17 protein-coding genes are annotated in these 26,968 nt (G+C 62.8%); 4 read left to right on the plus strand and 13 right to left on the minus strand.

Going from position 1 to position 26,968, the window contains the following annotated elements; translation table 11 throughout:
* The 5 genes from ABD742_RS08640 to ABD742_RS08660 all read right to left on the minus strand — a co-directional run bounded on the left by ABD742_RS08640 (position 1) and on the right by ABD742_RS08660 (position 6,466).
* The gene (locus ABD742_RS08640) at positions 1-2,418 is read right to left on the minus strand and encodes a xanthine dehydrogenase family protein molybdopterin-binding subunit (RefSeq protein WP_234749667.1); all 2,418 of its coding nucleotides are present in this window, start codon (positions 2,416-2,418) and stop codon (positions 1-3) included.
* Entirely contained in the window at positions 2,415-2,882 is a 468-nt protein-coding gene (locus ABD742_RS08645; RefSeq protein WP_234749665.1) for a (2Fe-2S)-binding protein, read from the minus strand. Before ABD742_RS08645 ends, ABD742_RS08640 begins: the two co-directional genes overlap by 4 nt.
* Entirely contained in the window at positions 2,879-3,754 is an 876-nt protein-coding gene (locus ABD742_RS08650) for an FAD binding domain-containing protein (RefSeq protein WP_234749663.1), read from the minus strand. The genes ABD742_RS08645 and ABD742_RS08650 overlap by 4 nt, the downstream gene beginning before the upstream one ends.
* Positions 3,747-4,952, minus strand: a complete 1,206-nt coding sequence (locus ABD742_RS08655) for an XdhC family protein (RefSeq protein WP_234749661.1) — start codon at positions 4,950-4,952, stop codon at positions 3,747-3,749. Before ABD742_RS08655 ends, ABD742_RS08650 begins: the two co-directional genes overlap by 8 nt.
* A 134-nt stretch (positions 4,953-5,086) precedes the next feature.
* Complete coding sequence (locus tag ABD742_RS08660) at positions 5,087-6,466, minus strand: purine-cytosine permease family protein (RefSeq protein WP_234749659.1); 1,380 nt, start codon at positions 6,464-6,466, stop codon at positions 5,087-5,089.
* Positions 6,467-7,888: 1,422 nt separating this feature from the next.
* Between ABD742_RS08660 and ABD742_RS08665 the strand changes: the two genes are divergently transcribed.
* The 4 genes from ABD742_RS08665 to ABD742_RS08680 all read left to right on the plus strand — a co-directional run bounded on the left by ABD742_RS08665 (position 7,889) and on the right by ABD742_RS08680 (position 11,359).
* Positions 7,889-9,787, plus strand: coding sequence for a hybrid sensor histidine kinase/response regulator (locus ABD742_RS08665; RefSeq protein WP_234749657.1), 1,899 nt, complete (start codon positions 7,889-7,891; stop codon positions 9,785-9,787).
* On the plus strand, positions 9,784-10,422 hold the full coding sequence (locus ABD742_RS08670; protein WP_234749655.1) for a response regulator: 639 nt from the start codon (positions 9,784-9,786) through the stop codon (positions 10,420-10,422). The genes ABD742_RS08665 and ABD742_RS08670 overlap by 4 nt, the downstream gene beginning before the upstream one ends.
* A 227-nt stretch (positions 10,423-10,649) precedes the next feature.
* Entirely contained in the window at positions 10,650-10,823 is a 174-nt protein-coding gene (locus tag ABD742_RS08675; RefSeq protein ID WP_234749653.1) for a hypothetical protein, read from the plus strand.
* 143 nt (positions 10,824-10,966) lie between these two features.
* Positions 10,967-11,359 (plus strand): hypothetical protein, encoded by a 393-nt coding sequence (locus ABD742_RS08680; RefSeq protein WP_344787678.1) that lies wholly within the window; start codon positions 10,967-10,969, stop codon positions 11,357-11,359.
* Positions 11,360-11,603: 244 nt separating this feature from the next.
* Here the strand turns inward: ABD742_RS08680 and ABD742_RS08685 are convergent, their stop codons facing one another.
* From ABD742_RS08685 to ABD742_RS08720, 8 genes are all read right to left on the minus strand, one after another.
* Entirely contained in the window at positions 11,604-12,041 is a 438-nt protein-coding gene (locus tag ABD742_RS08685; RefSeq protein ID WP_234749651.1) for an EAL domain-containing protein, read from the minus strand.
* Between the two features lie 1,023 nt (positions 12,042-13,064).
* A complete protein-coding gene (locus ABD742_RS08690) occupies positions 13,065-13,736 on the minus strand; it encodes a DNA alkylation repair protein (protein WP_234749649.1) in 672 nt (223 codons plus the stop codon).
* A gap of 120 nt (positions 13,737-13,856) precedes the next feature.
* Positions 13,857-15,497, minus strand: a complete 1,641-nt coding sequence (locus tag ABD742_RS08695) for an HNH endonuclease signature motif containing protein (RefSeq protein ID WP_234749647.1) — start codon at positions 15,495-15,497, stop codon at positions 13,857-13,859.
* A 76-nt stretch (positions 15,498-15,573) separates the two neighbouring features.
* Entirely contained in the window at positions 15,574-18,768 is a 3,195-nt protein-coding gene (locus ABD742_RS08700) for an efflux RND transporter permease subunit (protein WP_234749645.1), read from the minus strand.
* Position 18,769: 1 nt separating this feature from the next.
* Positions 18,770-19,234: a hypothetical protein gene (locus ABD742_RS08705; RefSeq protein ID WP_234749643.1), complete on the minus strand. Its 465-nt coding sequence runs from the start codon at positions 19,232-19,234 to the stop codon at positions 18,770-18,772.
* The gene (locus ABD742_RS08710; RefSeq protein WP_234749641.1) at positions 19,231-22,398 is read right to left on the minus strand and encodes an efflux RND transporter permease subunit; all 3,168 of its coding nucleotides are present in this window, start codon (positions 22,396-22,398) and stop codon (positions 19,231-19,233) included. Before ABD742_RS08710 ends, ABD742_RS08705 begins: the two co-directional genes overlap by 4 nt.
* A 272-nt stretch (positions 22,399-22,670) precedes the next feature.
* Positions 22,671-23,501: a hypothetical protein gene (locus ABD742_RS08715; protein ID WP_234749639.1), complete on the minus strand. Its 831-nt coding sequence runs from the start codon at positions 23,499-23,501 to the stop codon at positions 22,671-22,673.
* 603 nt (positions 23,502-24,104) lie between these two features.
* A complete protein-coding gene (locus ABD742_RS08720; RefSeq protein WP_234749637.1) occupies positions 24,105-26,861 on the minus strand; it encodes a PAS domain S-box protein in 2,757 nt (918 codons plus the stop codon).
* Positions 26,862-26,968 lie beyond the last annotated feature (107 nt).

The following is a 26,968-nucleotide window of genomic DNA, read 5'->3' on the forward strand; positions in this document are numbered from 1 at the left end:
TCATCGCAGCTTCAGGTTGGCTGCGCCGAGGACTTCGGCTTCCAGTTCGCTGGCATTTGCGAGGACGTTGTCCCGCCAGTCGCTGGAGATGTGCTCCAAACTCAGAGGCTCTTCAGTGTTGCTGAGGATCCTTTGAACGCGTGGGGGCGTGAGGGGCAACTGCTGCACATCCTTTCCGGTGGCGGATGCCAGTGCGCAGGCCACGGCTGCGCCGACGCTCATGATCGGGATCTCACCGGCTCCCTTGACGCCGAATGGCCCGTAGGAGGGAGCGTCCTCGAACAGTTCGATTTCGACCGGTAGGGAGTCCGTGGCCAGGGGGAGCCTGTACGTTTCGAAGCCTTCCTGCTCGATTCTTCCGTCGTCCGCGATGGTGATTTCCTCGTGGATGGCATAGCCGAGGCCTTGGATGATGCCGCCTTGGATTTGGCCGTTGATGGCCTTGGGGTTGATGGCCTTGCCGACGTCCTGCACGGTCCTGTAGGCAAGGACTTCGATGTGGCCGGTGTCAGGGTCCACCGCTATTTCGCAGTTGTGAGCCGCGTAGATAGGCATTTCCAAGCCATCCACCATGTGCCCGGCGACGCATCCGGACGCCCGGACCGTTCCGCGTTTGTTGAACGAGCCCGATCCTGACAGGGGTCCGGTTGTGGTCTGGGCGTGGGCGGCGATTTTGGCCACCGTCATCCGGATACCCGGTGCGCCCTTGACGGTGGCCGCGCCGTCAACGAATTCAAGGTCCTCGACGGCGGCCTCCAGGTAGTCGGCCGCGACAGCTAGCATCTTCTTCTTCACTTCCTCGCATGCCGCGGTGGAGGCCCCACCAAGGGAGACGGTTGTTCTACCGCCGCCGACGCCGACGTCGTAGCCTGAGGCGTCGGTGTCGGCTGCCAGGACGTTGACGGCGGACACATCGACACCCAGCGTGTGCGAGACGATCTGCGGAATGCTCTGCATCATCGAACCGGAGCCGATTTCCACGCCCGAGGTAATGACGGTGACGCTGCCGTCCGGGTTGAGGTTCACGGTGCTGGCTGACGGACCAACAAAGACGAACCAGCCACCCACCACGGTGGCTTCGCCGAACAGCCGACCGTCGGGAAGGCGCCCATCCACCACGGTATGACGGCGGGACGTGGCGCTTGCCGCACTCAGGGCGTCGATGCGGTCCAGCAGGGGTCCTAGGATGTTGCCGTCATTGCGCTGGCCAATAGCACTGGGAGACCCATCACGGACGACGTTGAGCTTCTTGAACTCCATTAGGTCCATGCCGATGGTCCGGCAGATCTCTTGGGTGTGGCGCTCCAGGGCGAAGCTGTTATAGGCGCCATTGCAGGAGCGGAAAGCGCCGGTTGGGGGAGTGTTGGTGTAAATGGCCTGGGAGACGAGCCGAACGGATTCCAATTCGTAGACGCCGCCCAGGGTGTACGAAGTCATGGAGGTCAGGAATCCGGTTTCCCCGCTGTAGGCTCCGGCGTCCATGAGGACTGTTGCTTCGCGGCCGACGATTCGTCCATCGGGGTCGATTGCGGACCTGATCTTGATCTCGGCGTTGTCCCGGGCCGGGGCGGTAAGCATCTCTTCTTGCCGCGTATTGGCAATACGGACTGGCCTACCGGTTTTCTTTGCTAATAGGGCAGCGAAGGGTTCAACGGCGGTTTCGAACTTGCCGCCGAACGCTCCGCCCACCGCAGGCACGGTAACACGGACTGCCGATTCGGGCACTTCCAGGATCTCAGCGGTGACTTTCCTGACAGACCAAGGGACCTGCGTGGATGTTTCCAAGGTGTAGCGGCCGTCCTTGAACTCGGCGACGCAAACCCTGGGCTCCATGTACGCCTGGTTTTGCCTGCCAACGGTGAAGGAACTTTCCACCACGGTGACATCCTCCCGGGCGAAGGCAGCATCCGTATCTCCGCGAACCACCGATGCCTCCCATGCGACGTTTCTGCCGCGTGTTCCAGGTTCGGTCTGGGCATAGCTCGCCCACGCAGGGTGAACGAGCCTGGCGTCCGGTTCCAAAGCCTCACGCATGGTGACCACCGGCTGGAGGGGCTCAACCGTAACCTTGATCAGATCCGCGGCTTCCCGTGCAATGTTAAGGGATTCTGCAGCGACGGCGGCGATCGGCTCACCGTAGTACCGGATGTAATCGGAGGCGAATAGCCGCCTGTCGTAGACACCGATTCCTTCGATTCCAGGGGCATCGTCGGCGAAGATGATGGCACGCACGCCCTTAAGCGCCAATGCGGCGGAGATGTCGATCGCCGTGATCCGGCCAGCTGCAACGTCCGCGCGCTTCAGGGCGGCATGTAGTGTCCTGCGGGGAAAATGGTCGATGGTGAATTGCGTCCGGCCCCGCAGCTTGTCTTCAGCGTCCCGCCGATTCAGGTTTTCGCCAATCCGGGCTGTGCTCATGCCTGTTCCTTGTTCGCTAGTGCCAAAACAGCGTCAACAATGCGTTCGTATCCGGTGCAGCGGCATGTGTTGGCCACGAGTGCCGAACGAATGGCAGTCTCAGTGGGTGCAGGGTTCTCTTTGAGCAGCGCGGTCAAGGTCATCAGAATGCCCGGAAAGCACATACCGCATTGAACGGCGTCCTCTATCAGCAAGGCCTGCTGAAGATCGCTCAGGTCAGAATCGTCCGGGGCCAGCGACTCCACTGTTTCAACTTTTCTTCCGCCTGTGGCGGCTGCTGGGACCAGGCAGGAGGCGGCCGGGGTGCCGTTGAGCAGGACGGTGCACGAACCACAGAATCCCTCGCCGCAGGCGAGCTTCGTTCCGGTGAGCCCAATATCCTCGCGCAGTACTTCTGCCAAGGACCTCGACGGCGAGATGTCCAGGACGTAGTCGTCGTCATTGACACTGACCTTGAGTATCATGACGCCACAGCCTCCGACCGGTATGTTGGTGCCGCAGCTTGGACGGCCTCGATGAATCTCCGGACAAGAGACGGTGTCACCACGAGCCGGTACTGTGCCGGGGTTCCAATGCTTTCCCTCGGGACAAGCTCATGCAGTAGATCCTTGGCGAAGTCCTCGGCTTGCCGGGCGTCCAGGGGCTGCCCGGTGATGGCCGTCTCAAGGCTTCCCCAGCGGCGGGCAACGGCCTCGACCGATCCCAAAGATATGGCTGCTTGGCTAACAACGCCGTCATCGAGGTTCAACGTCCCACTGACGATTGCCACTGAATAGTCTCCGGCAGCCCGGAGCGTAAGGCGGATGTGCGCGCCGACGCCAGTCTGGGCCGGAACCTTGAGGCCCCGAACCAGGAGGGAATTGGCTGCGGGCCGGTGCATGAACTGTGCGATCGGTTCCTGTTGTGCACCGTCCGCGTCAGTAAAGAACACTTTTGCGTCTAAGCTCAGGAGTGCGGGCACGAGGTCTGCTGCGCTGAACCCGTTCGAGCAGACGTTTCCGCCGACGGTCGCTACGTTTCGGACGTTCGGGTTGGCGGACTTGGCGGCCGCAGTGTGCAGATTGGCGAAGCCTTGCAGCCCGGCCGTGGCGATGGCGAGTTGGGTGTGGGTCACCATGCTGCCGACCCAAAGGGATCCATCGTCGGTGGAGTTCACCCGTTGCAGCTCGGGGATCATTCCGAGGCTGACGATGTGATCGGCGATGGATTCCTTGCGCAATCTGGACCTCATGATCCAGGTTCCGCCAGCCAGGGCCACCACGTTGTCGTCCGGCCTGAGCAGTAGCCTGCAGGCCTCGTCGAAGTCGCTGGGTTCGCTAAACCTGGGTTCAGACATGGCAGGTTCCTTCTGTTGCTGGGAGGGGGATGGAGACACGTCGGTTCTGGAGCATGTACTCGGGCGCATTCTCAGGCAATGGCCGGTGGATTGCCTCCTCCGTTGCCGACAGTGCAACAGAGGACCGTTTGTTCCTGACCGCGATCACCTCGGCGAGAATGGAGACGGCTGTTTCGGGCGCTCCTGTGGCTCCGAGGTTCAGGCCAATCGGAGAGCGAAGCTTTGCCAAGGTGCGGCGGTTGGTGCCCGCTTCCAGGAGCAACTTCTCCCGCTCCGCGTGGGTGCGTCGGGACCCCATGGCGCCAACGTAGGCAAGCGGGAGGCCAAGGGCCACAACTAAGAGGGGGACGTCGAATTTCACGTCGTGGGTCAACACGCAAGCGACGGTCCTGCGGTCCAGTTCGCCGCCGTCGTACTGCTCCTGCAAGTACCGGTGCGGCCACTGGAGAACAACCTCGTCCGCGCCGGGAAAGCGCTGGGCGGTTGCGAAGGTTGGGCGCGCATCGCACACGGTCACTCGGTAGCCGAGTAGTTTGGCCGCGTCGGAAAGGGCACCTGCAAAATCAATGGCACCGAAGATCAGCATGCGCGGCGGTGGCACGAAGGATTGAACGAAAACCCTTACCGGCCCGGCCAAGCCATCCGCGTCATTGATGATAATGCATCCGGTGAGACCGTTCGCCAGCATCTCCTGGGACGTTGCACGGATGGACGCGTCCCGGTGAGCGCCTCCGACACTGCCGCGTGACTCACCGTCACGGAAAACGGCCAGGTGACGGCCCGGACTGGGGCCGTCGATCACCGTCGCGATGGCCACCGCCTGACCATCCCGCAGGGCTTGGCAGACGTCCCCGAAAAACGGAAAGGTTTGGGCATCGATCGTCTCAACGAAGATCTCGAGTTCGCCCCCACAGGATAGCCCGTTGGCGAAGGCCGTTTCATCCGAATAGCCAAAGAACTCGATTCGCGGCAGTTTAGCGTCCGCCAGCATCGCTTCGGCGGCCTCGTAGACCGCACCCTCGACGCAGCCGCCGGAAACCGAGCCAACCGCCATATTCAGCTTGTGCCCTACAGCTGAAGTCGCCGGACCAACCGCCATGGACGTGCCGACCGGAAGGGGGGCCGACTTACGGACCTCGACTATGGTGGCCAAGGCAAAAGGCTGCTGCCTCTCCCACCAATAGAGGAGCTGATCCACGTGCTCTTTCAATCTCTTCAAACCTCTCGTGTGAAGCCGAAGGCGCGTTCGCTTGAGCCTTCCGGATAACGCGGTTCGTAATGCGTTTGCCCGCTTCGCCGGGAGTCTGGCCGGCGAAGCGGGCGGGGAATGGGCTAGAGGTGTGCTGCGGCTTTGTCCTCATGCGGGCCGGCAGCCAGTACCTCGGCATCTGCGGTGCTGATGGCGGGCGGAGCCTGCAGACGGTGCGCGACGTAGTACAAGCCGCCGGCCAATGCGACCGTGATCAATGGTGCGAACTGGGCTGCCAGGGGTGAAGCGGTCTGCTCCGTGAGGAAGATACCGGTTCCTGAGGCCACGAGCCACGCCACTGCACCCGCGGAGATTGGCCTGAGCTTCTCGGGACGGACTTCGGGGAGTACGCCCAGGGAGTTGCGGTGCATGGCGATGTAGACGAGGGCGACGGCGACCCATGCCGTGACGAAGACACCCTGCCACGCCAAGGCCTTGAGGAGGTAGGAGAGGACGTCGGTCAGCATGAACAGGAAAGCAATTGCGCCCGAGACGAGTACCCAGACAAAGCGGGGAAGTCTGAGGTTGAATGCGCGCTCCATGAAGGCGCCAAGGTTCAGGGACGCCAGGTAGTAGTTGGCTGTGTTGATGCGTGTCTGCGAGATCAAGATGACCAGCAGTCCGAAGAAGCCAAGGGACGATATGAAGCCTTGGACTACGCCGGTTTCCGTGGCTTGGAGGTTCCAAGCACTCATGATGTAGATGCCGACGAACCCGTTCAGTCCGAAGGTGAAGGCGTAGAACACCCAGCCGAAGCTGACGGTGGCATGGAACTTTTCATCCTGCTGCTTGCCGAGGCGGGCGTAGTCGAAGGTGTACATCATCATGACCCACACGCCCATGTAGATCAGGTAGGCGGTAACCCAGCCAGGCAGGGGCGAGGCGGCCGCTGCCGATCCGATCCAGTCCGTGGGGATGCCTCGGATGGCCGTGGCCGCTATGACAACAGCTGCGAGGCCCGCGAGGTACAGGGGCAGGAGGAAGCCATTGAGCTTATCCAGCCAATTCTGCACGCCACCGGCTACAAGCGGAATGGCGTAGGCGACCACGATGGCGTACCACATGATCCTCGAGCCACCGAAGAAGCTCTCGAGGGCAACCGCGATGATTGATCCTTCAAAGACGGCGTAGTAGATGGCGGTGGCGGCGAAGATCAAGGTGGCGAGGGCTGAACCAATAAGCCCGAAAAGGGTTCGGGAGAATTCCTCCACAGAGAGCCCTGTCTTGGCAGCAAACTTGGTCAGCACCATGTTGATGGCGCCGTAGGTGGCGATGCTCAACACCATGCCGACGATGGTGTTGGGAACGCCAACGGCGCCCGCGGACGCGACGGCAATATAAATCCAGAACATGGCGGAGAACAAAGCCCACCACGCCATCGTGAGGGACCATCGTCTGACTTTTTGCTGTGGCGGAAGAACATACGACGAGTACGGCGCCGCCTGATCGGGTGTAACGGACATAGATGCTCCTACGGGGAAAGGGATGCAACGGGACGGAGACGGATAGTCACGGCATGGATCCGGGTGCGGAAGCGGCCGCCTGAACCTAGAGGCTGGTGACGTGCAGCACACCCCAGTATTCGTTGTCTTCCACAAAGACTCGATTCGGGATCCTGCATTTCCGAAGCGTCTAGTTCCTCCGGATGTGTGTTGGGTAGGAACAATCTTCCGTTGTGATGTAAGTCTCTGTCACTGGCGGAAGTGAAATAATCGTGAAGGTCCGTTGTACAAATTACAAACGGCGGATTGTCTGCCGACATTGTGGGGCCGGATGAGGCACATTGGGTCTCTGACTGTGGACAAATCTTCTTTTATTGGCCCCTTCGGGGCTGGTGGGGGCCGTTTGTGGCCGGTGCTTCTTTCCTTGGGTCACCCTCGAGTTTTGAAGACCGTCAGGGGGCCCGCGCCCAGCCGAGTGTAGGACTCGAAAATCTCTGTCTGGCCTACCTTTGCTTCATCCGGCACGTGCCTTCGTCAGTCCGGCTACGGTTTGGTGCGGCTGAAGGCCATGAGATGGGCGGTGCATCATCCTTTCGGCTAAGGGAAGTTCAACCTCTTGGCGTTCCAAACGGCCGATGTGTCCCTCTTGGCCCAGGGAAAGAATTGATTATGTCAAACGAAGGCCCGAAGGGCGGGCCAACCAGTCAACATTCTGAAACATCAGGAAGCTTGCAATGAAGCGGATAGCTCTAGTGAACAGCAGATGGCATGGGCCATCCAGAGAGTGCCCGCTGCCACTGCGAACAGTTCCCGAATTGAAAAATGAAGGCTGTCGTGCCTGCTACTCCGCCCTCGACTTCCTCGACTGCCCCTTCTGCAGGGGCGCCGAACCGCAAACAGACCGGCCGCTGCGCTTCCCTGAGCCTGAGTATCGTTGAAGGGGACGCAGTGGGTAACTCACGGGTACGCCCTCCAGAGACGTTGTTCGTTCGTCAGCCCGTAGGGGATCGCCGCGCAGACTAAGACCTAGTAGGATGCATGCGTGTTGCGTGCCAGGGTGGCGAACGGACAGTGTTCACAGCGGCGGTCGGTTCGCTCTGTAGGGAACCAGGCCCCTGAGGAGCGCCGAATATCCGAAGCCGGAGGAATCCGCCTCCTGAGGATGCGGTGGTTCTGTTGCCGATTCTGAGCTGAGATCCCTTGCACGTCGGCGACACTGTGGAGCTGTCGGAACTGCAGTATCCCTTCCGCGTGGGTGAACTGCGCATCCGCCAGGGCTCCGAAGGCGCTGGCCGGGGGCGCGGGCGGTCCGCGTCGGCTTAACCGGGAAGCACAGGTGTCGCGGGTATCTGGGCTGAACACGATCGGGTCCGGCACCCTTGGCGGACGGGACCGCGCCGGCGCCCCTGTTGGTGTGTCGTGGCGCTGTGAAAGACTGTGGCTGTGAGTTCCGCTGAAGCCCTCGGCCGGCTGAAACAGGCCGCTTTCGATGCGGCGCCGCTGGCGACTGCCATCTTCCGCAATGAGCACGCCGGCGGTCTGGTGTTTATTGAAGGCAACAAGGAATTTGATGCCCTCCTCCGCGGAATTCCATCAACGGATTCAGGGGCAGCCCTCAGCCACATGGTGGCCGCCACCGTCTCCACGACCTCCGAACCTCAAACTATCACTCTCCAACTGGGTGACCATCAAGGTGCCTACCGCCTCAGGGCCCGGACCTTCAGCAGCCCTGGGGATCCGGGTGAATACCTGGTCGCTCAGCTCAGGGCGCTGACCGACCAGGAATCCACAGAGCGCGACCTGCATTCGACGATCCAGCAGCTCAAAGATCTTTTGGACAATTCGACCGCCCTTATGTATATCAAGGACCTTGACGGCCGGTACATCATCGTCAACGATTATTTCGCCAGGCGTTTCGGCATGAACACGGAATCAATCATCGGCCTCACCGATCACGATCTATTCGCAGGACCGATCGCGGATGTCTATCGCGAGAACGACAACATGGTGATCAGAACCTGCGATTCCATTGAAGTCGAAGAACCGCTCGCGATAATGGGGGACCGAACCGACCCCGATGAGGACAGCCGCTGGCTCTCCATCAAGTTCCCCCTCATCGGTGATTCGGGGCGCCCTTACGCGCTGGGGGCGATCTCCACCGACATTACCGATCGTAAACGCGCCGAGAGGGCGGCTCGCGACGCCATGCACGAAGCAGAACGCGCCAACCGGTCGAAGAGCGAATTCCTCTCCAGGATGAGCCACGAATTGCGCACCCCGCTGAATGCCATCCTCGGCTTCGCCCAGTTGCTTCAGGATCTTCCGCTCAGCCCCAGAGCAGCCGAAAGCGCCGGTCACATCCTCGATGCCGGCAATCATCTGCTTTCACTGGTCAACGAAGTGCTTGACATCACCTGGATTGAAGCGGGCGCCCCTGGGATGGCGACGGCCCCCGTGCGAGCCATCGAAGCTATCCATCAGGCCCTCGAGCTCATCCGCCCGCTCGCGGCGGCCCAGGATATTGAAATCGCCAGTGACCTGCACGGGGCCTTGCACCGCTACATTCTGGCCGATACCCAACGGCTCCGGCAGGTCTTCCTGAACCTGCTCGGAAACGCCGTGAAGTTCAACAGGGCGCAAGGTGCTGTCCGTGTCTGGTGCGAGCTCCGAGAGGGTTCCCTTCGTTTCCTCATCACGGACACGGGCCCTGGTATGTCCGAAGATGACGTTCAACGGCTGTTCACGCCCTTCGTTCGTCTGGCCAAAGACGCTGACATCGAGGGATCGGGCTTGGGGCTCGCGCTTTCCAGAAGGCTGGTCGAGGAAATGGGGGGCGTGCTGGGCATCGAGCACACAGCTCCGGGAGAAGGATCGACCTTCTTCGTTGAGATGCCTCTCGGGCCCGAACCGAAGGATGAAGTCCCGGCGACGGAGTCCGGGATCGGAACTGTTGTCATCCCCGGCGGGGCAGAAGCGACTATTCTGCATATTGAGGATACCTACGCCAATATCCGCTTGGTCGAGAACATCATCACCGGGATGGGCGACCTTAATCTTGTCTCTGCGACGAGCGGCAGATCCGGGATCGCCCTTGCACGGCAAATCTCTCCCCAACTCATCCTCCTGGATGTGAACCTGGCTGACATGTCAGGGGTCGAAGTCGTGAAGCAGCTGCAGAAGGACGAACGAACACGACGAATCCCGGTCATAGTTCTCTCAGCTGATGCCACACCCGCCCGCATCAAAGAACTGCGCGGCATTGGAATCCGGGACTACCTCACCAAGCCCTTCGAAATCCACCACTTCGCCCTAACCGTCCGCAACGCGTTGGCCGTGCCATGAAAATCTTCACCGTCTTCATTGCCGACGACCACCCGGTGTACCGGGAGGGTCTGGCCCGAAACTGGGAGGCAATGGCCCAGATCAAAGTCGTGGGATCCGCAGGGGACGGCAGAAGCGCACTGGCGGCCATTCGGGAATTGAAACCCGATGTGGCAGTCATGGACCTGAAACTTCCTGAACTCGACGGCATGCAAGTCCTAGAGCTGTTATTCGCCGAAGACTCCCCGACAAACATACTCGTGCTGACCGCCTATATGGACAACGCGACTGTCTACCGGGCCTTCGCCCACGGGGCACGGGGGTTCCTGGAGAAAGCAGCATCCTTTGGCGAGATCACCGACGCTGTCCTTCAGGTCGGCGCCGGCGGAACAGTCATTGCCCCCTTCGCCCAGGATGTACTCGCCCGGGAACTTCGCACTCGCCAGGATGTCCCAGAGAAGCCGGTTCTTTCCTCCCGGGAAGTCGAGATTCTCCGCTTAGCAGCAGACGGACACTCGGGCCAGAAAATCGCCAGCGAACTCAACATTTCGTTGGCGACTGTCAAAACCCACCTGCAACACATCTACGACAAACTCGATGTCTCCGACCGGGCTTCCGCCGTCGCGCAGGCCATCCGCCGCGGATTCCTCCGCTAGGCGCCGGCCAATCACGGCATGGACGATTTTCGTCCAGGAGCGCAGATTCATTTCATCAGTCGTGGGACGAGCGAAACGGGTGGGTCCGTTTTAAGATGGCAGAAACTCGGGAAGGGCAACGCCTGTCCAAAGTTATTGCTGTCCGAAAGACCATCATCCACGGAGACGACAACCTACCCAACTTAAGGCAGATAGCGCACACATCCGTCTTCGCGACGTTACACAAGATGCACCGCAGAAACACCCAATTGATGCCGTGGGGCATCGTGCTCCTGGTCGTCATTGCAGGCGTGTACGCGGCACGGCGCGGGATTGTCTTCATTCGCCGTGCACGGGCCGCCCTAGCCCAGACGTCCGCTGAAGGCCCGGTTCCCGCCGGACGCCACCGCCATGAACCCTGAACCCTGCCCCGACGCAAGGATATTGTCCAGAAGGCTGGAGGCGGTGCAGTTCGTAGCCACGGACGCGACGGCAAGACCGTAATTAAGAAACCGCAAAGCCTGGCAACGAACCTTTCCCGCCCTCGACAAGAAATGAAGATTTGATGCCCAAGAAAACTCGGCCGCGTCACCGGTACATAGGGTGTGGAGGGGGACTCTACAATGGGCCGGACGGAGGACTGTACCCCTACAAAGGTGGTGGACTGGACCCTTACAACGGCGGCGGGCTGGATCGCTATAACGGCGGCGGACTCGACACTTCACGAGGGGGCGGCCTCTACTACGGACCTGGAGGCGGCCTCTGGGACGGACCCTGCGACAGGCCCTACCGTAGCAGCACGCCGCCCATGCACATCTGGATCCCCCTCCTCCGCGAACAGGGACTTGACGAGGTCGCTGACCTTCTTGCGAGCCACCACGACTGTGGGGTCGGACACCGGATGGAATATCTCGTTTCTCCCGCTGGGTACGAATTGAACATGCCCGATGACGCTTAGCTGGGCTCCCTGGGGCGACGCTGCGGCCGGAACAACGCTGAACAAGAAGCTGTGACACAGGCAACAGCCGGAAGCAAGATTTTGCGCCACTGATGACCGACAAGGTGCTAATTGATCGTGGGCCGTCTCTTTCAGCTGGGCGTATCCGTTCAGGGGTTCCAGTCGTGTGGTGTTGGTCAGACACTGGCGGTCTCCTCCATCGGAGCGCACGTATACCAGCCCCCACTTGAGTACCTGGGGTGAGTTATCTGCACCTTTTGGCGAGCGGCACCCACGTTCGTTGAGCTCCGGGGCATTTGGATGCCACGTACAGGTGCGCCGGCAACTCTCCGGCGGCCGCGAGGGCAGACTCCAAAGCCGCTAACTCGAGATCACCCGCAAGCTGAGTATGCTTCGCATCGGCGAACCAGTCCTCCGCGCTATCGCCGCCCTCGCTCAGGAACCTTGTGAGCGCCCCGGCCCCGACAACTCGACCGCTCGCGAGGTCACGGATCGGCTGGAACGCCGTCACCAACATCCTGCCCTCCAAGACGGCTTCTATCCGCGACCTAATGCTGGCCTCCGAGCGCGGGAACAGGGACCCGGCCATCCGCCGCGGCACGGGGATACCGGCCACGGGCACGGTGTCCTGCATGCCTGCACGGAACCTGGCGACGGCTCTGATGGTGAGCAGATGTTCCAACAGCGCAGCTTCCGGACGTCCGTATGGGCGGCAAGACACCCGCGCAGTTGCTCCCAGTCTGATGAGACACTCCAGCGTCACAGAAAACCGGGGCGGAGATGCGGAGATAACGGGACGGGTAGGACACCGGGCGCAGCTTGGATCAAAGCTCACCAAACTTACCCGGAGGTCTAAATTCACCTAATTCACCCAAGTTCACCTTACGGCGAAGGGCGACAGCACAGGAAGCAGGCTGGACGAACTCGAGCGCATCATCCGTGCCGTATGCCGCGATGGGATACCGATGTCATTGTCGGCCCTGCGTCCGGCCGGAGCTCTCTTTTCGGTACAGCTCTGCTCTTGTGCCCACCGCTCCTCACGATCTGGGGCTATCGCCCGTGACCCCCGTAGTTGCGATGGCGGTATGGCACCAGCCAGCGCGTAAGAGAATGCTGTGGTCGGTCGTGGCCCTGTTCTGCTCGGTGCCATGGACACTCCTGATCGTTCTTCGCAACGGCCAACCTCCGTAGATGGGGATCGGTTTCGCGGGAATTCTTGGCGCTCCCCAGTTCATCATTTGGTCCCGTTACCTGTTCGGCGCCGCTCGACCTGCAGCAGAACAGGACAAACGACACTGATGACAAGGTCCGGCACTGTGCCCATTCCCGGCGGACGGCGTTCAGTCCGGGGCATGCCGGTCCAGCCGCCGACCGGTCCTAACCATCGGGAGGTCCCGGATGAATCTGTTCATCGGAGGGACGCTTCATGGGCAACGTTGCCTTGAGTGATTTGCGTGCCCTGAGCCCGACGTCGCCTTGGACATGGGCCTGATGAGGAAAGTCGCAATGTCCGCACACATGGGACTTCATGACCATAGCCATGGAAACGGTGCCAACTAAGTTGACAATTCTGCCAGCAAGCCGGCGATCAAAACCGCGAGAGTTCAAGGGGCATCTAGCGCGAGTTTTGGCCAAGTTGCTTGGCATCTCACACCTGCACGGTACGTCGTGCGGGGGCAGCTTTGTTGTTTTCCAGCCCCAATTCCTACTTATCGTTCTGTCGGTGCACCATTTCAGTGATCCAGATGGGCGCGAATGGAGAGGTGCAGTTCGGGGGAGTCGGGTAATCCTTGAGCACCCCTAGGCGCTCACCGATGTCGATGGCGCGGGCGCGGTGCTCGGTGTGTTCGATCCCGATCTGGGCCAGGCAGTGGTTCATGGCCCATTGAAGACGGTCCAGGGCGTCTTTCATCTCCGCCTCGATGACGTCGAGCAGTCCTGCGAGGTCCAGGCCCTCGGGATTTTTGGCCGCGCGTTCAGTGGTCAGCGCCCAGCCGGCACCCGCGACCACTGGATCCGGATCGGCGAACCAGGCAAGGCGCAGCTCCTCGCAGTGCGGGTTCTTCTTCACCACATAGTTCACGAGCCAGTCGTGAACCTTCGGCGTGCGCGCCTGGCGCAACATGACATCCAGCTCATCGCGCTCGAATTTCTTCCGGCGGCAGATCAGGATCGCGAGCAGTCTCGCGGCCGTGTCATCTGTCGCCCAGAGCTGGTGGGCGAGTTCCTGCTGCGTCTTCAACCGCTTCGCGAGCGCACGCAGTTCGCCGAGGTTCACACCGCGATCGTCACCGTGTTTTTCGTTCACCTCGCGGGCTCTCGGGTCCTCGAGCGTGGCCAGCTCGGCAACCAGTTCGTCCACTGTCGTCTCGGTCACCCCAGCCTCCTGATCATCATTTGTGGGGTAGAGCCAATTAGCAGGCGTGGCCGCGCGGCGCCGGTTGCGAGGGCGTTCAGGGGCGGCGGGCCTGCGTCCCTTTTGCAAGGTTCTGGTCGGTCAGGTGCCGTGGAACGCGGCGCATTCCGGGAAGGGGTCGTTCACGGGGGCTGGCCAGCCTGGATCGTCGGTGTCGTCCATGTCGTCCTCGTCGGGGTCGGGCCATGGGTGTGCGGCGGTGAAGGAGTACCAGTCGGGGAAGGGATCCGCCGGCAGTTCCGGTTCCGCAGGTGCGGGCAGGTCTTGGTCCGGTTGTGGGTCCGTGTCCGTGTCCGTGTCGGTGATCGGGATGTGGTGTGGCCAGCGGGGTGGTTCCCAGTCCTGGTGTTCGCCGGAGTAGTGCCGTTGTGAGGGTGAGGTCCACCCGGGCGGGTGGTCTTTGCTGGCCGCGGTGGGGGTCCATCCGGTCCGGTGTTTGAGGCGGTGGTGTTTGGGGCAGGGCTGGCCCAGGTTGGAGATGCCGGTGGTGCCTCCCTCGGCCCAGGCCAGGAGGTGGTCTGCTTCGTTGTCCAGGGAGTGGTTGTTGCAGCCGGGGAAGGGGCATTTGCCGTCGCGGAGCCGCAGCCACTGGCGCATGGCCTTGGTGAGGCGGTAGCTGCTGCGTCCGATTTCCAGCGGGGCACCGTCGCGGGGGTCGGTCAGGACGCGGTGGAAGGAATCGGCGCCCTCGGCGATCAGGCGCCGGGCCATGGACGGCGGGATCGGCCCGTACCCGTCGAGGATGGCCGGTTCCTCGGTGGCGCCCAGCAGGGACAGGACCGGGACGGTGACCAGGACCTGCGCCCGCGGGGACGGAACCCGCCCCGCCCGCCCCGGTTCCACGCCGCCGTCGGGCGTGCCGCCGTCGGGCATTGCGGCGCTGGTGCCGCTGGTGTTGTTGGTGAGGAGCCAGGTGGCGGTGATGTCGGCGCGGAGCTGGGCGAGGGTCCGGGTCTCGTGGGGGCCTTGGAGGGCGCGGGCGGCGGCGGTGGTCCGTTCCCAGATCCCGGCCGCGGTGTCTGCCGGGAGGTGGGCGGAGAGCCAGGCCATGCCGTCGCGGTCCGGGAGGTATTCGACCCGCCGGTGTTCGGCTTTTTGGGCGTGGCGTTCTTCGATGCCGACCGGGTGGTGGCGTTCGCGCCAGGTGCGTGCCTTGGCCCGGAACCGGGACGGGACGAGGTCACCGGCCGGGCAGCCCCGGGCAGGGTTGGGTGCCCCGGGGTCCAGGAAGTGCGCTTCCAGGCCGGCCGCTCCGGCGGGATCCAGGCCGGTGGTTTCGTCGATGATGATCCGGGCGTGCTGCCAGGAGATCGTCCCGGACCCCAGGGCGGCCAGGGTCAGCGGCAGGACCGTGGTCAGTGCCTGGCAGTCGGAGAGGAAGGCCCCGGCGGTCCGTTCGCTGACGGTCAGGACGCAGGCCACCTCGGCGACCAGGGCAAGCTCCTGGGCGGTGGACTCCTGCGGTGAGGCGGCCGGTGACGCCAGGGCCCGGGCTGCGTGGACGTAGTCCGCGGCCAGCCTCGCTTTCAGCGCGGCGGTCCGGGCCTCCAGCCGGGCCACCTCGGCCAGGCCGTCCAGGCAACCATCCGCCAGACGCCGCAGCGGGTCGGTGCCTTCGGAGGAATCAGCGTCCCCGGTGAAGGCGGTCAGCACGGCAACGGACGCGGCGACGGCCCCCACGGCCGCCCTGCTGCCCGCACTCCAGGCTGTCCTTCCATCCATACCCACAGCATCGCAGGAGGCACCGACAATTTAGTATTGGCGCCGCTGGGCGCGTGCGCGAGGCAGACAAACTCGGCTAACTAGGTTCCTGCGCTCGGGAAGGAACCATTCGCCTGAATCTCCGGAAAAGGAAAGTTGATCCACTCCGTGCCACGCGTGAAGATCCGCTCGGGATGGGCCCTGCTTTTGCGAAGCGGAGGTAGAGCGAAGGAACAATGAACAAATTGAGCAGTGTGGACGTGACGAGTCCGCCCAGAATGACCACGGCCATCGGGTGTTCGATTTCATGGCCCGGGATATTGCCCATGACCACCAAGGGCACGAGGGCAAGTCCGGTAGCCAAGGTGGTCATGAGGATCGGGGAAAGCCGTTCCGCAGCTCCGCGCAACACGAGAGCGCGGCCGAAAGCTTCGTCCTCGTTCCTTTCCAGATGCTGGCAGTGGCTGATGAGCAGGATCCCGTTGCGGGCTGCGATGCCCATGACCGTGAGGAACCCGACGAGTGAGCCGAGCGAGAGGACCCCACCGGTGATGTAGGCGGCGAAAACTCCGCCGACCAGGGCTATCGGGAGCGTCAGCAGCGCGAGTAGGGCCAGCCGCCAGCTCCGGAACGATGCCTGTAGTAACAGGAAGATCAGGGCCAGGGCCGCTATGGCGAAGATCGTCAGGCGTTCGGTGGCCGCTTGGCGTTCCGTGTACTCACCGAGGAGCTGGACGCTGTAACCCGGCGGCAGGTTCATCTCTTCGAGGCGTTCCTGGAGCGTGCGGACAACGGTCCCGAGGTCCGCCCCCTGATCGATAAAGGAACCGACCTCAACGCGGCGGGATCCGTTCGTGCGGTCAATGAGGTTGGGTGTCGCTTGCACACTGACAGCGGCGACGTCGGCCAGCCGGACGCGCTGTCCGCCGGGAGTGTCGAGCGGCAGGTCTTCGATGCTGGTGACGCTGGCGCGGGTCTCCGGTGTGCTCCAGACTTGGACGTCATAGGCGCGACCGTCCCGGAAGACGTCGCCTACCTCTTCCCCGGCCACGAGTGTCGCGGCTGCCCGCCTGACGTCGCCGGGTTTCATCCCGTACTTTTGTGCCGCGGCAAGATCCACCTTGACCGTAATCTGCGGCACCTCGACTTCCAGGGAAATGTGGGGTTCATTGGTGCCCTGGATGTGGTCAAGAATGGATTTGATCTTTTGGGCCTGGTCCCGCAGCACGTTCAGGTCATCCCCGTAGACCCGGACCAGGATTGGTTCGCTGGAGCCGGTCAGGACCTCTTCGATTCTCTCTTTCAGGTAGGTCTGGACGTCGCGGTGCAGGCCCGGATAGCCGTCGACAACCTCCTGGACAGCTGCCACCGTCTTATCGTAGTCAGCGTGGCGGTCGATGCTGATCCAGTTTTCCCCAGCGTTGACGCCGACGATCTCGTCTGCGGTGAACGCCTGGCCTATGTGTGTTCCGCAGTTCAGGACTCCGGGCACCTTGAGGAGCTCCTCACAGCCCCTTTGTGAGATGCGGTATTCCTCTGCTGCCGATGTGCCGGGTTCTGAGACCCAGTGCATCAGGAAGTCCCGTTCCTTGAAGGTGGGGAACAAGGACTGGCCCAGCAGGGGAGCGATCACCAGACCAGCCAGCGCGACGGCGCCGAAACCGGCGTAGCCGTAGCGGGGCCGGTTCATGGTCCGGGACAAGGCGGCGTGATATCCGCGTTTGAGCACCCGGACCAGGGGAGGATCGTGCCGCTCCAGTTTCGCCTTGCCGAGCAGAATCAGGGCCAGCGCCGGGGTCACCGTCAGCGCGACCAGCATCGAGGCGAGGACGGCCAAGGTATAGGAGACAGCCAGCGGCCGGAAAAAGACGCCGGTCAGTCCGTCGAGGAAGAAAATGGGAACGGCCGCGACGACGATGATCAAGGTCGCGTAGACAATGGGACTTCGCATTTCCAGAGAGGCCCTGAGCACTACCGAGGCGGTTGGTTCCTCGCTGCCCAGGGCCCTGTGTTGCCTGAGCCGTCGCATGATGTTTTCGACGTCGATAATCGCGTCGTCGACGACGACACCCACTGCGATGACCAGCCCCGCCAGGACCATGGTGTTGATGGAGCTCGCCGTGAAGTACAGCACGAGCGCCGCCGTCAGGAGGGAGAGTGGAATGGCCACAAGACTGATCAGCGCGGTGCGCCACTGGAAGAGGAAGGCGCCGAGGATCATGACGACCAGCAGGCAGCCCAGGAGCAGCGCGAGGCTGAGGTTGGAAATCGCCTCCTCGATGAAGCTCGCCGGACGGAAGATGGTGGTATCAAAGGTGATTCCACTCAACCCTGGCTGGAGCTGGCGGAGGGCGTCCTCAACTCCCTTCGTCACATCGAGGGTGTTTCCCCAGGGGAGTTTTTCGACGATGAGCATGAGTCCGTGCCCGTTGTTGATGACCGCGTCGCCGATGAGCGGCTGGTGGTCCTCGACGACCTTGGCCACGTCGCCCAAGTGCAGCGCGACGCCGTCCTTTTCCCTGATGGTGACTTGCGCCAGGTCCTCGGGGCTGGAAACCGCTTGGACATGCTGGACGCCCATTCTTTGGTTCGGACTGTCAATGAAACCTCCAGTGCCGATGAACCGGCCGGGGGAATACTTCAGCAAGCCGGCGTCCACGGCTCCGGCGGTGACTTCCATGACCTGGTTGAGCGAAACGTCTTCGGCCTTGAGCCGGTCCGGCTGCACCTGGACCTGCAGCATCTGGAGCCGTTCACCCCAGATGGCGACGTTGGCCACCCCGGGCACCCGGAGCAAGCGGGCACGGATCGTCCAGTAAGAGAGCATGGACATCTCGATGAGGGACCGGTCGGAGGAGGTCATGCCGATCTTCATCACGCGGCTCGTCGACGACAAAGGCTGAAGCATGACCGGCGGAGCCGCCCAGGTGGGCAAAGCGGTGGTCACTGCCGCCATCCGTTCAGATACCACCTGGCGGGCGTTCAGCAGATCGGTACCCTGCTTGAAGACGAGCACGATCGAGGACAGCTGGGGCACGGACTTGGAGCGCAGCTCATCCAGGCCGGGCATGCCGCTGAGGGAAGCCTCGATCGGGACGCTGACCAGCTCTTCCACTTCCTGCGCGGTCAGGCCAAGGCAGGCCGTCTGGATTTCCACGCGCGGGGGCGCGAATTCTGGAAAGACATCGATGGACGCTGAGCTCAACTGTACGGAGCCCAACAGCATAACCGCGCAGGCCAGTGCAACAACCACCGTCCTGAATTTGAGGCTGATGCCTATGATCCAACGCATCTCAGTGGGCCGTATCGAATTCCTCGCCGAGCAGTTCCTCGGCCCCCAGCGTTACCACCACCGTGCCGACCGGCGGACCGTCCCTCAGCAAGGCGGCTTCGCCGGCGATTCGCTCGATATTTACCGCCTGGCGGACGTACACACGGAGCTCCGGATTTGTGTAGACCCAGGTCCTGCCCTGGCTGTCGTACAGGATTGCCCCGTAGGGGACGGTCAGCTTCCCCTGCGGACCCGACGCCGCCATCCCGGTCTTTAGCCCCAGCCGTTCGACGGCGCGTTCCGTCAGGGTGATGCGGTGCAGGTCCGTCCCCGGGACTTCTTCCAGGGTGGCTGGGTTGTCTGCGGCAGGCACGGCTTCGGCTGGCGGCTGGGAACAGGCTGGCAGCGACAGCGTCAGGAACGCGGCGACCACCAGGGCGATCAGGACCTTGGTGCTGCGGCTCCGCCGGGAAGCTATCTTTTTCATGGTGCATCCTCGCTCTGTGCCCGGAGCAGCGAATCGTTCCGGGTTGCGGTCCTAGGCGCCGGATCCGGTCCGAATCGAAGCAACAGTGCGGGCAAGACAAATAGCAGGAAAAGCGTCGTGGTCAGCAGCCCGCCCCAGATGATGACGGCGAGCGGTTGGATGATTTCCGTTCCGACCACGCCACCGATGAGTACGAGCGGCAGTAGGGCAAGAGCCGTCATCAGGGCCGACATCAGCACGGGCATCAACCGGTCCCGCGCGCTTCGGATCACGAGAGCGGGCCCGTGGGCCGCGCTATCCTCGGATCCCAAGCTTCGGGCGTGCCGTATCAGCAGGATGGAGCCACGCACGGCGATGCCCAGGACGGCGGAGAAGGCAGGAAGCGAGATCAAGGAGTTGATTCCGCCCGTCATTTGGGCTGCGAGCACCCCGCCCGAGAGCGCCGCAATCAGGCCCAGGAAGACCGTCGCACCTAGCCGCCAGCTTCCGAGCGCCGTCTGGAGAAGCACGAGGATTCCGGCCGCAGCGACCGCCGCCAGCAGCCACAGCCAGCGGGCGCTATTCTGCAGCTCTGCGTACTGGGTGAGGATTTCCGCATGGTAAGAGAGCGGGAACTGAAGTTGCTGGAGGCCCTTCTCGATGTCCTGCTGTACGTCGTTGAGCGCGCGCCCCTGAATTTCAGCCTTCACATCGATCCGGCGCGAGGTGTCATCGTGCAGGATGACCGCCTCGTTCCCGACCATGTTGACCTGGGCAACGTCGCCGAGGCGTACGTGCCCGCCGCCAGGGGTGTCGATCAGCAGCTCGCGGACGCTGGTAAGGCTGTTCCTGGTGGACGGGGTTCCTTTGACGATCACCGAGAAGACTTTTTGTTGCTGGTAGATGTTGCCGACTTCGATTCCCTGCAGCAGGGCAGCGGCCGCGCGCCTGACATCGCCGGGGATGACACCCGCCTTCTGGGCCGCGGCCAGGTCAACCTGGACTTCGACGATTGGTTGTTGGACAGCCGCGTCGACATGGGGATTGACGACGCCGCCGGTCCGGGCCAGGATTTGCCGCACTTCCTCAGCTTTCTGGCGGAGCGTGGCCATATCCAGGCCGTATACCCGGACGGTGAATCCGGGGTCGGCGGCCTCATGGATCTGGTCGATCTTCTGCTGCGGGTACGTGGATACCTTGCTGGTCAACCCCGGGTACCCATTTACCACGTGCTGGACTGCCGCCGCCGTGTCGCGGTAGGAGGCCTCCGCGGAAACCGTCACCCAGAGCTCCCCGGCGCTGATGTCACCCACCTGGTCCGAGGTGATCGCGCGCCCGACGTGTCCCCCCACATTGGCCACGCCGGGAAGTGCCCGGAGCTCTTGGGCGGCCGCATCAGTGATCCGGCTCATTTCCTGGTCTGATGTGCCGGCGATCGTACTCCACTGCACCACGAGTGTCTTGTCCGGCAGGACGGGCACTGTCGGACGGCCGGTGGCTAGCTGGGGCGCGAGGGCAAGCCCGGCAAGGGCGATGACCGCAGCGCTCGCGAATACCCACCGAGCCTTTCCCGCTGCCCGGGACAAGGCACGGCCGTATCGGCTGTGGACCCGGGACAGGGTGCGTCCTTCCCTTGCGGTGGTCCGGCCGACCGGCAGGACGAAGACCAGCGCCGCGGTTACAGTCAGCGCCACGATCATCGCGACAGCCAGGGTGAGCAGGTAGGAAAGGAGCAGCGGGCCGAAGAGCGCTCCGTCTTCGCCCGGGACGAAGATCACGGGCAGCACCGACAACGCCATGATCAGCAGAGAGTAGAGAATCGGCGTTCGCACTGCCCGCAGGGACCCCGTCACCAAGGCGGCGCTCGACTCCGCGACGCCGGGCCCGACGCCGGACCGGGCGCCTGCCCTGCCAGCGCGGACTGCACCATAGAGGTCTTCGGCGACGTCACCAACGATGACGGCCAAGGCCAGGATCATCCCGGCCAGGACCATCGTGTTTATCCCGGTGCCTCTCAGATACAGCACCAAGGCTGCCGCCGTCAGTGAGACCGGAATCGTGACCAGACTGATGACCGCGGTGCGCCAGGAGCGGAAGAACGCGCCAAACATGGTGGCTATCAGCAGCAGGGAGACAAGCAGTGCGACACCAAGCGTGCCGACCTCTTCCTGGATGAACGCTGCCTGTCGGTAGACGGTGGTATCGATCGTGACGCCGGACAGCCCGGGCTGGAGGGCATGGAGCGCATCATCGATGCCCCGGGTCACGTCCATCGTGTTCGTCTCCGGGAACTTCTCGATGACGAGGAGCAATTCGGCATCCTTGCCGGAAAGTGCATCCCCGATCAGCGGCTGGTGATCGGTCACGACGTGGGCGACATCGCCCAACACCAGCTTTCCGGCCGGCCCCTCCAGGCTGACTTGGCCCAGATCCTCGGGCGTGGTGATCGGCAGGACGTGCTGAACTCCGAGCCGCTGGTGGCCGGTCTCCAGAAAGCCGCCGGTGCCGGGTGTGGACGCCTCAAGGTAACTCAACGGCGACACCCACACGGCGTTGCCGGTGGTAGTAATGACCTCGTCCAGCGTCACGCCCTTGGCCTCAAGTTGTTTAGGATCGACCAGGACCTGCAGTTGCTGGTCGCGGAGGCCCCAAATAGACACGTTCGCGACGCCGGGCACCGCCAGGAGGCCGGGCTTCATGGTCCAGCGGGCCAGAACGGACATGTCAATGGCCGACATCTCTTGGGAGGTCAGCCGAATCATCATGACCCGGCTCGTCGATGAGAGCGGCTGCATCAGGACGGGCGCGGCAGACACGTTCGGCAACGCGCGTGCCTGGGTCAGACGTTCGGACACAAGCTGGCGGGCCCGAAAAAGGTCGGTCCCCGGCTTGAACACCATCTGGATCGATGACAAGCCCGGGACGGATCTGGAATGAATGGCTTCCACCCAGGCCACACCATTCAACAGGTCCGCCTCCATGGGGGAAGTGATCAGCTGTTCAACTTCCGCGGCGGAGAGCCCCAGGGCCTCGGTCTGGATTTCAACTTGTGGAGGGGCGAATTCCGGGAAGGCATCCACTGCCATGCCCGGCAGGCTCGTGAAGCCGAACCCCAGGATCCCCGCTGCCAATGCCAGGACCAGAAACCGGAACTGGAGTACCCATCGGAGGATCGTGCCCATCATGGCCGGTCACCCGGTTCTCGGGGTGTGACAGTGGAGAAGCCGCAGCGGGGAGGAGACACTTCACAATCGATTACTGGTGAGTGCCCGCTGAAAGCGTTATATCCCCGGTACTTGTCCACCACGCCGCTCCCTGGAACAGTGCCAAAGCGCCCCCAGACGTGTACGTCAATGATGAGCCCCGAGCAAACCCGCGGTCAACGCTCAATGCAATGATTCTCAGGATGTTAACAGGGAATTTTCCGTCTTTTAGCAAATGATAGTGGTAGTTCGGACTAACCGCCGGAACCCGGCGCCGCAATCTCGGCGTGGGGCGTTGTGCCGTAAACACTCGCACTGACCTGGTAGGCGTGCTCGTCCAATTCCAGTGCTTGCTGATTGATTTCGCTCAGCTTGGAGTCCGCGAGCGCCTCCGCGGTGATGAGGTCCAACGACTCCTGGTCCGCACCACCTACCGCTGTCACTTTCACGAGCCCCGTGCCCGCTGAATAGAGCTTTTGCTGATGGCCCACAGACGGTTCCAGGGGATTGTATTCGTCAATGACCAACACATCGTCGTAGCACGCGGCGGGGACGCACACCCGCTCGTGCTGCTTGAAGACGGTTCCGCAGTCGAGGAAGCCCACGTCGGGTGCGTGGGCCTGGACGTACCCGGGCGTACCGGTCACGGGCTGATCCTGCATGGCGATCCCTGCCTGGGCCTTGGAAATACCGCTAATGAAAGTGTGGGGAGCGCCGGTGAAAGTGCCGTTCTCGTACTCTTCCGGGTACTCCCCGAAGAGCCAGACCGCCCCCTTCTCCGTCTGGGCGAAGAAAGCCAGTTCGGATTCCACCAGCTGCCCGTCGAAGTAGTCCCGGTCCCACATCACGAGGGTCTTCACGCCGTCTATCACCTTTGTCAGTCCGGTCACGGAGTGGACGACCGTGCGCTCGGAGGTGCCGTCGGCACTCTTCACCGTGCCTTTTGTCGTGTACTGCATGCCGGGCTTCAGCGGAAACCACTTGTTGTCAATCCTGGGCGTCAACTGGAAAGCGGAGCGGTCATAGTGGATGGCGGACCCTGCGCCGCAGAGCTCCGCGGCGTCCGGGGTCGCTGTCGAGGTCACGGTCGGGGAGGCTGACCCCGACGTCGGCCCTGTCGGCGTCCCGTTTGACGTGGCCGGGGAAGGCTCACGGGTTGGCCCGGAACACGACGCCACCGCGGACATTGCCAGAAAAAGCACGAGTGCGGATCCCAACGCTGTTAGTCGTTTGCTTGGCTGGAACATCTCGGTTTCCTTTCACAACAGGCTGATGAAAGGGAGGACCGGGACAGCTGGAGAGAGTTTTCATGCCGCACCGCCCACGGTCCAACATTTCTCAATTGTGCTCCGGCAGGCGCACAAAAAGAACAGACGGCGCACAAACCTGGTGAGCCGAGCGGGGGTTCCCCTGGGCAACGTCGGGGGGCCGGCGGCGTCTGGGGTAGAGAGCCCCGAGCCCCGGGCTCCAGGGGCCCTCCCGCCGTCGGCCCCGTCCAATGCCCGGTCCCGGAGGGCCGGCTGGTCTGTCTCAAGCCGCGGATGTGTTCCTGTGTTAATTCAACATCTTTCGCGGCCCTGAAGCACGAGTGCCGCCTACTCGTTTTCCAAGGCCACGGGCGGCCATACACGCGGAGAACCCTACGTAAGCAGGGCTTTCGCCAATTCCGCGTCCACGCTCATTGCGTCCTAGATCCTCTCCCGCTGGGGAACCCACCGATTCAGGGCTTCATCCAGGGCAGCCAGATCGACCGGTTTGCTGAGGTAGTCGTCCATACCGGCTGCGAGGCAGCGCTCGCGGTCTTCGTCCTGGGCTCCGGCGGTCATGGCGATGATGGGCAGGCGCACGGAGCGGTTCTCCCGCGCCCGAATGCTCCTGGTGGCCTCGAAGCCGTCCATGACGGGCATGTGGCAATCCATGAGCACAGCCGCATAGGAGCGGGTGGCAATGGCGGAGACAGCCTCGGCGCCATCGGCAGCCACCTCGGCTTCGTAGCCCAGTTTGGCAACCATTTCACGGGCGACGAGCTGGTTCACCTCGTTGTCCTCCACTACAAGGATTCTTCCTTTGGAAGGCCTGTCCGGCCTCGGGGGCCGTGCTAGTGCGGATGCCGTGTCGGTCGCTGGGTTGCCAGCTACCAGCCGCATCAGGCGGTCGTAGAGTTCTGAGCCGCGTACAGGTTTCGTGAGCCATTCGCTGATTCCCGCATCAGTCATATCGGTCTTGGATACCTGGGACGCGGACGTCAGCATCATGAGCCGGATGCCCCGCAGGCCCGGGTCGCTCGAGAGCTCGTGAGCAAGCTCGAGGCCGTCCATGTCCGGCATGCACATATCGAGCACCGCAACGTCGAAGGGTTTCCCAGCGGCGGCTGCCGTCCGTGACCGCTTGAGGGCCGTGCGCGCGTCCGCTACCGCGTCCGGCCGCAGCCCCCACGTGTTCAATTGCGATTCCAACACGAACCTGTTGGTGGCATTATCGTCGACCACCAACACGCGCAGACCCGCCAGTAGGCCCGGGACCGGACGGTCGGGAACCCGCCCGGGTTCCTTGGCCAGCGGCAATCGGAGAGAGAACCAGAACGTGCTTCCCACACCAGGGCTACTGGTCAAACCGATGTCCCCGCCCATAACTTCCGTCAGACGCCGGCAGATGGCCAGCCCCAGCCCGGTTCCACCGTACCGACGCGTGGTGGAGGCATCCGCTTGGGAGAACGAATCGAACAAGCGCAAATGATCCGCTGCATCGATACCAATACCGGTATCGCTGACCTCGAATCGCACAAGCGCGGTTCTCGCGTCCTGGTCCGCGACGGTCACCCGGATGGCGACTTCACCGGACGCAGTGAACTTTACGGCGTTCGAAGCCAGGTTCAACAGGATCTGCCGGATCCGGCCGGCATCACCGGCCAGCTGCGCGGGAACACCGGGGTGGCAGTACGCGATGAGTTCCAGGCCCTTGGCCTGAGCTGCTTCGGCGAGGAGCGAGGCGACTTCCTCCATCAGGTATTGCGGATCGAAGGACGTGATGTCCAGGTCGATTTTCCCCGCTTCCAACTTCGAGAAATCCAGGATGTCGTTAATCAGGGTCAACAAAGCTCCGGCAGCGGTCTGAACCCCTTCGGCGTATTTGCGTTGTGCTTCATCCAGCGGCGTGTCCAACAACAGCGTTGTCAGGCCTATGACTCCGTTCATGGGGGTACGGATCTCATGGCTCATCGTCGCGAGGAACTCGGACTTCAACCTGCTCGATTCCAGGGCCGCCTCACGGGCGGCCAACAGTTCCGCTTCTGCGGCACGCCGAGCGGTAATGTCCTGCCCGATGGTCGCAATTCCGATGACCCCGTTTTCGCCGCGGATCGGGGAGACCGTCAGGGACACCGGCACGATGGACCCATCCTTACGCACACGGTCTGTCTCGAAGCTACGGGCCTGTCCGCCATTCTGGACAGCGGCCAGCACCTCGTCCTCGGACTGGAGGTAGTCCGGAATGAGGAGCCGGACGTTCTGCCCGGTCGCTTCAGCGGCAGTGAATCCGTACAGCTTCTCCGCCCCGGGGTTCCAGCTGGTGATGATGCCCTCAGGCGTCATACCGATGATCGCGTCAGCCGAGGACTCAACGATGGCGGCCAGACCCTCCACTTGGGTGAGCGCCTCCCGCGCCTGGTCCTGTGCGCGCTCGCGGGACGTGACGTCACGGAAACTCCAGACCCGTCCCACGATCTCATCCCCGACTTGTTGGGGCCGGGAATACCGCTCAAACGTCCGCCCGTCACGGAATTCCAACATGTCCAGGCTCTCCGCCCCCGGATCGGCGTATAGTTCCTGGACCTTGGCTATGAAGCCATCGGGATCCGTGAGCTGGTCGAGGACGAAAGCCAACAGCCGGCCGTCGTCGTGGGACTCCAGAAGATCCGTGGGGATGCCCCACAACTCGGCGAACCGCTCGTTCGCCCCCGCGATAGAGCCGTCTGCCGCGACAACCAGAATGCCGTCGGCTGTGGACTCCAGGGTGGCACTGAGAAGGGAGAGGGCATCACGGAGTTCGGCGTCAACACGGCCGCGGTCACTTACTTCGCGGATGGAGGCGACGAGTTGCATGCCCGGTCCGACGCCGAGGGGAGCGAAGCTGACCTCAATGGGAAACTCCGTGCCGTCGCTGTGGCGGCCGAACAGTTTCAGGTCAGTCCCGGCCCGATGTATTCCAGGATCACTGGCAAAGAGGTCCCGGATGGCGCCACCCTGGCCCTTGAACCGCGCCGGAAGGAGCATCTCATAGTGCTTGCCCAGCAGCTCGGTACGCGAATAACCGAAGAGCTGCTCTGAATAGGCATTGCCGAACGCGATCTGACCGTCCGCGTCGATCACGAGCAAAGCGTCCGGCACGGCCTCAACCAGGCCGCTAAAAGAGCCGACGCGATCCAGCGGCCGCATTTCGTTTGTCATTTCGGCCCCCAGAGCTGAATAGATGACAAGCCCGCCCACATTGGCGGGCGCCTGGGTGTGCCTATGTGGCCCTCCCCACGGACAGAGTATCCGGGAACGTACCCGAA

It is taken from the genome of Arthrobacter ramosus (genome assembly GCF_039535095.1).
Lineage (GTDB): Bacteria > Actinomycetota > Actinomycetes > Actinomycetales > Micrococcaceae > Arthrobacter > Arthrobacter ramosus.

What these genes read in the sequence shown, in the direction of transcription:
- ABD742_RS08640 (WP_234749667.1), bottom strand. Translation starts at nt 2,418, where the DNA reads ATGAGCACAGCCCGGATTGGCGAAAACCTGAATCGGCGGGACGCTGAA.
- ABD742_RS08645 (WP_234749665.1), bottom strand. Translation starts at nt 2,882, where the DNA reads ATGATACTCAAGGTCAGTGTCAATGACGACGACTACGTCCTGGACATC.
- ABD742_RS08650 (WP_234749663.1), bottom strand. Translation starts at nt 3,754, where the DNA reads ATGTCTGAACCCAGGTTTAGCGAACCCAGCGACTTCGACGAGGCCTGC.
- ABD742_RS08660 (WP_234749659.1), bottom strand. Translation starts at nt 6,466, where the DNA reads ATGTCCGTTACACCCGATCAGGCGGCGCCGTACTCGTCGTATGTTCTT.
- ABD742_RS08670 (WP_234749655.1), top strand. Translation starts at nt 9,784, where the DNA reads ATGAAAATCTTCACCGTCTTCATTGCCGACGACCACCCGGTGTACCGG.
- ABD742_RS08675 (WP_234749653.1), top strand. Translation starts at nt 10,650, where the DNA reads ATGCACCGCAGAAACACCCAATTGATGCCGTGGGGCATCGTGCTCCTG.
- ABD742_RS08680 (WP_344787678.1), top strand. Translation starts at nt 10,967, where the DNA reads ATGCCCAAGAAAACTCGGCCGCGTCACCGGTACATAGGGTGTGGAGGG.
- ABD742_RS08695 (WP_234749647.1), bottom strand. Translation starts at nt 15,497, where the DNA reads ATGGATGGAAGGACAGCCTGGAGTGCGGGCAGCAGGGCGGCCGTGGGG.
- ABD742_RS08700 (WP_234749645.1), bottom strand. Translation starts at nt 18,768, where the DNA reads ATGCGTTGGATCATAGGCATCAGCCTCAAATTCAGGACGGTGGTTGTT.
- ABD742_RS08705 (WP_234749643.1), bottom strand. Translation starts at nt 19,234, where the DNA reads ATGAAAAAGATAGCTTCCCGGCGGAGCCGCAGCACCAAGGTCCTGATC.
- ABD742_RS08710 (WP_234749641.1), bottom strand. Translation starts at nt 22,398, where the DNA reads ATGATGGGCACGATCCTCCGATGGGTACTCCAGTTCCGGTTTCTGGTC.
- ABD742_RS08720 (WP_234749637.1), bottom strand. Translation starts at nt 26,861, where the DNA reads ATGACAAACGAAATGCGGCCGCTGGATCGCGTCGGCTCTTTTAGCGGC.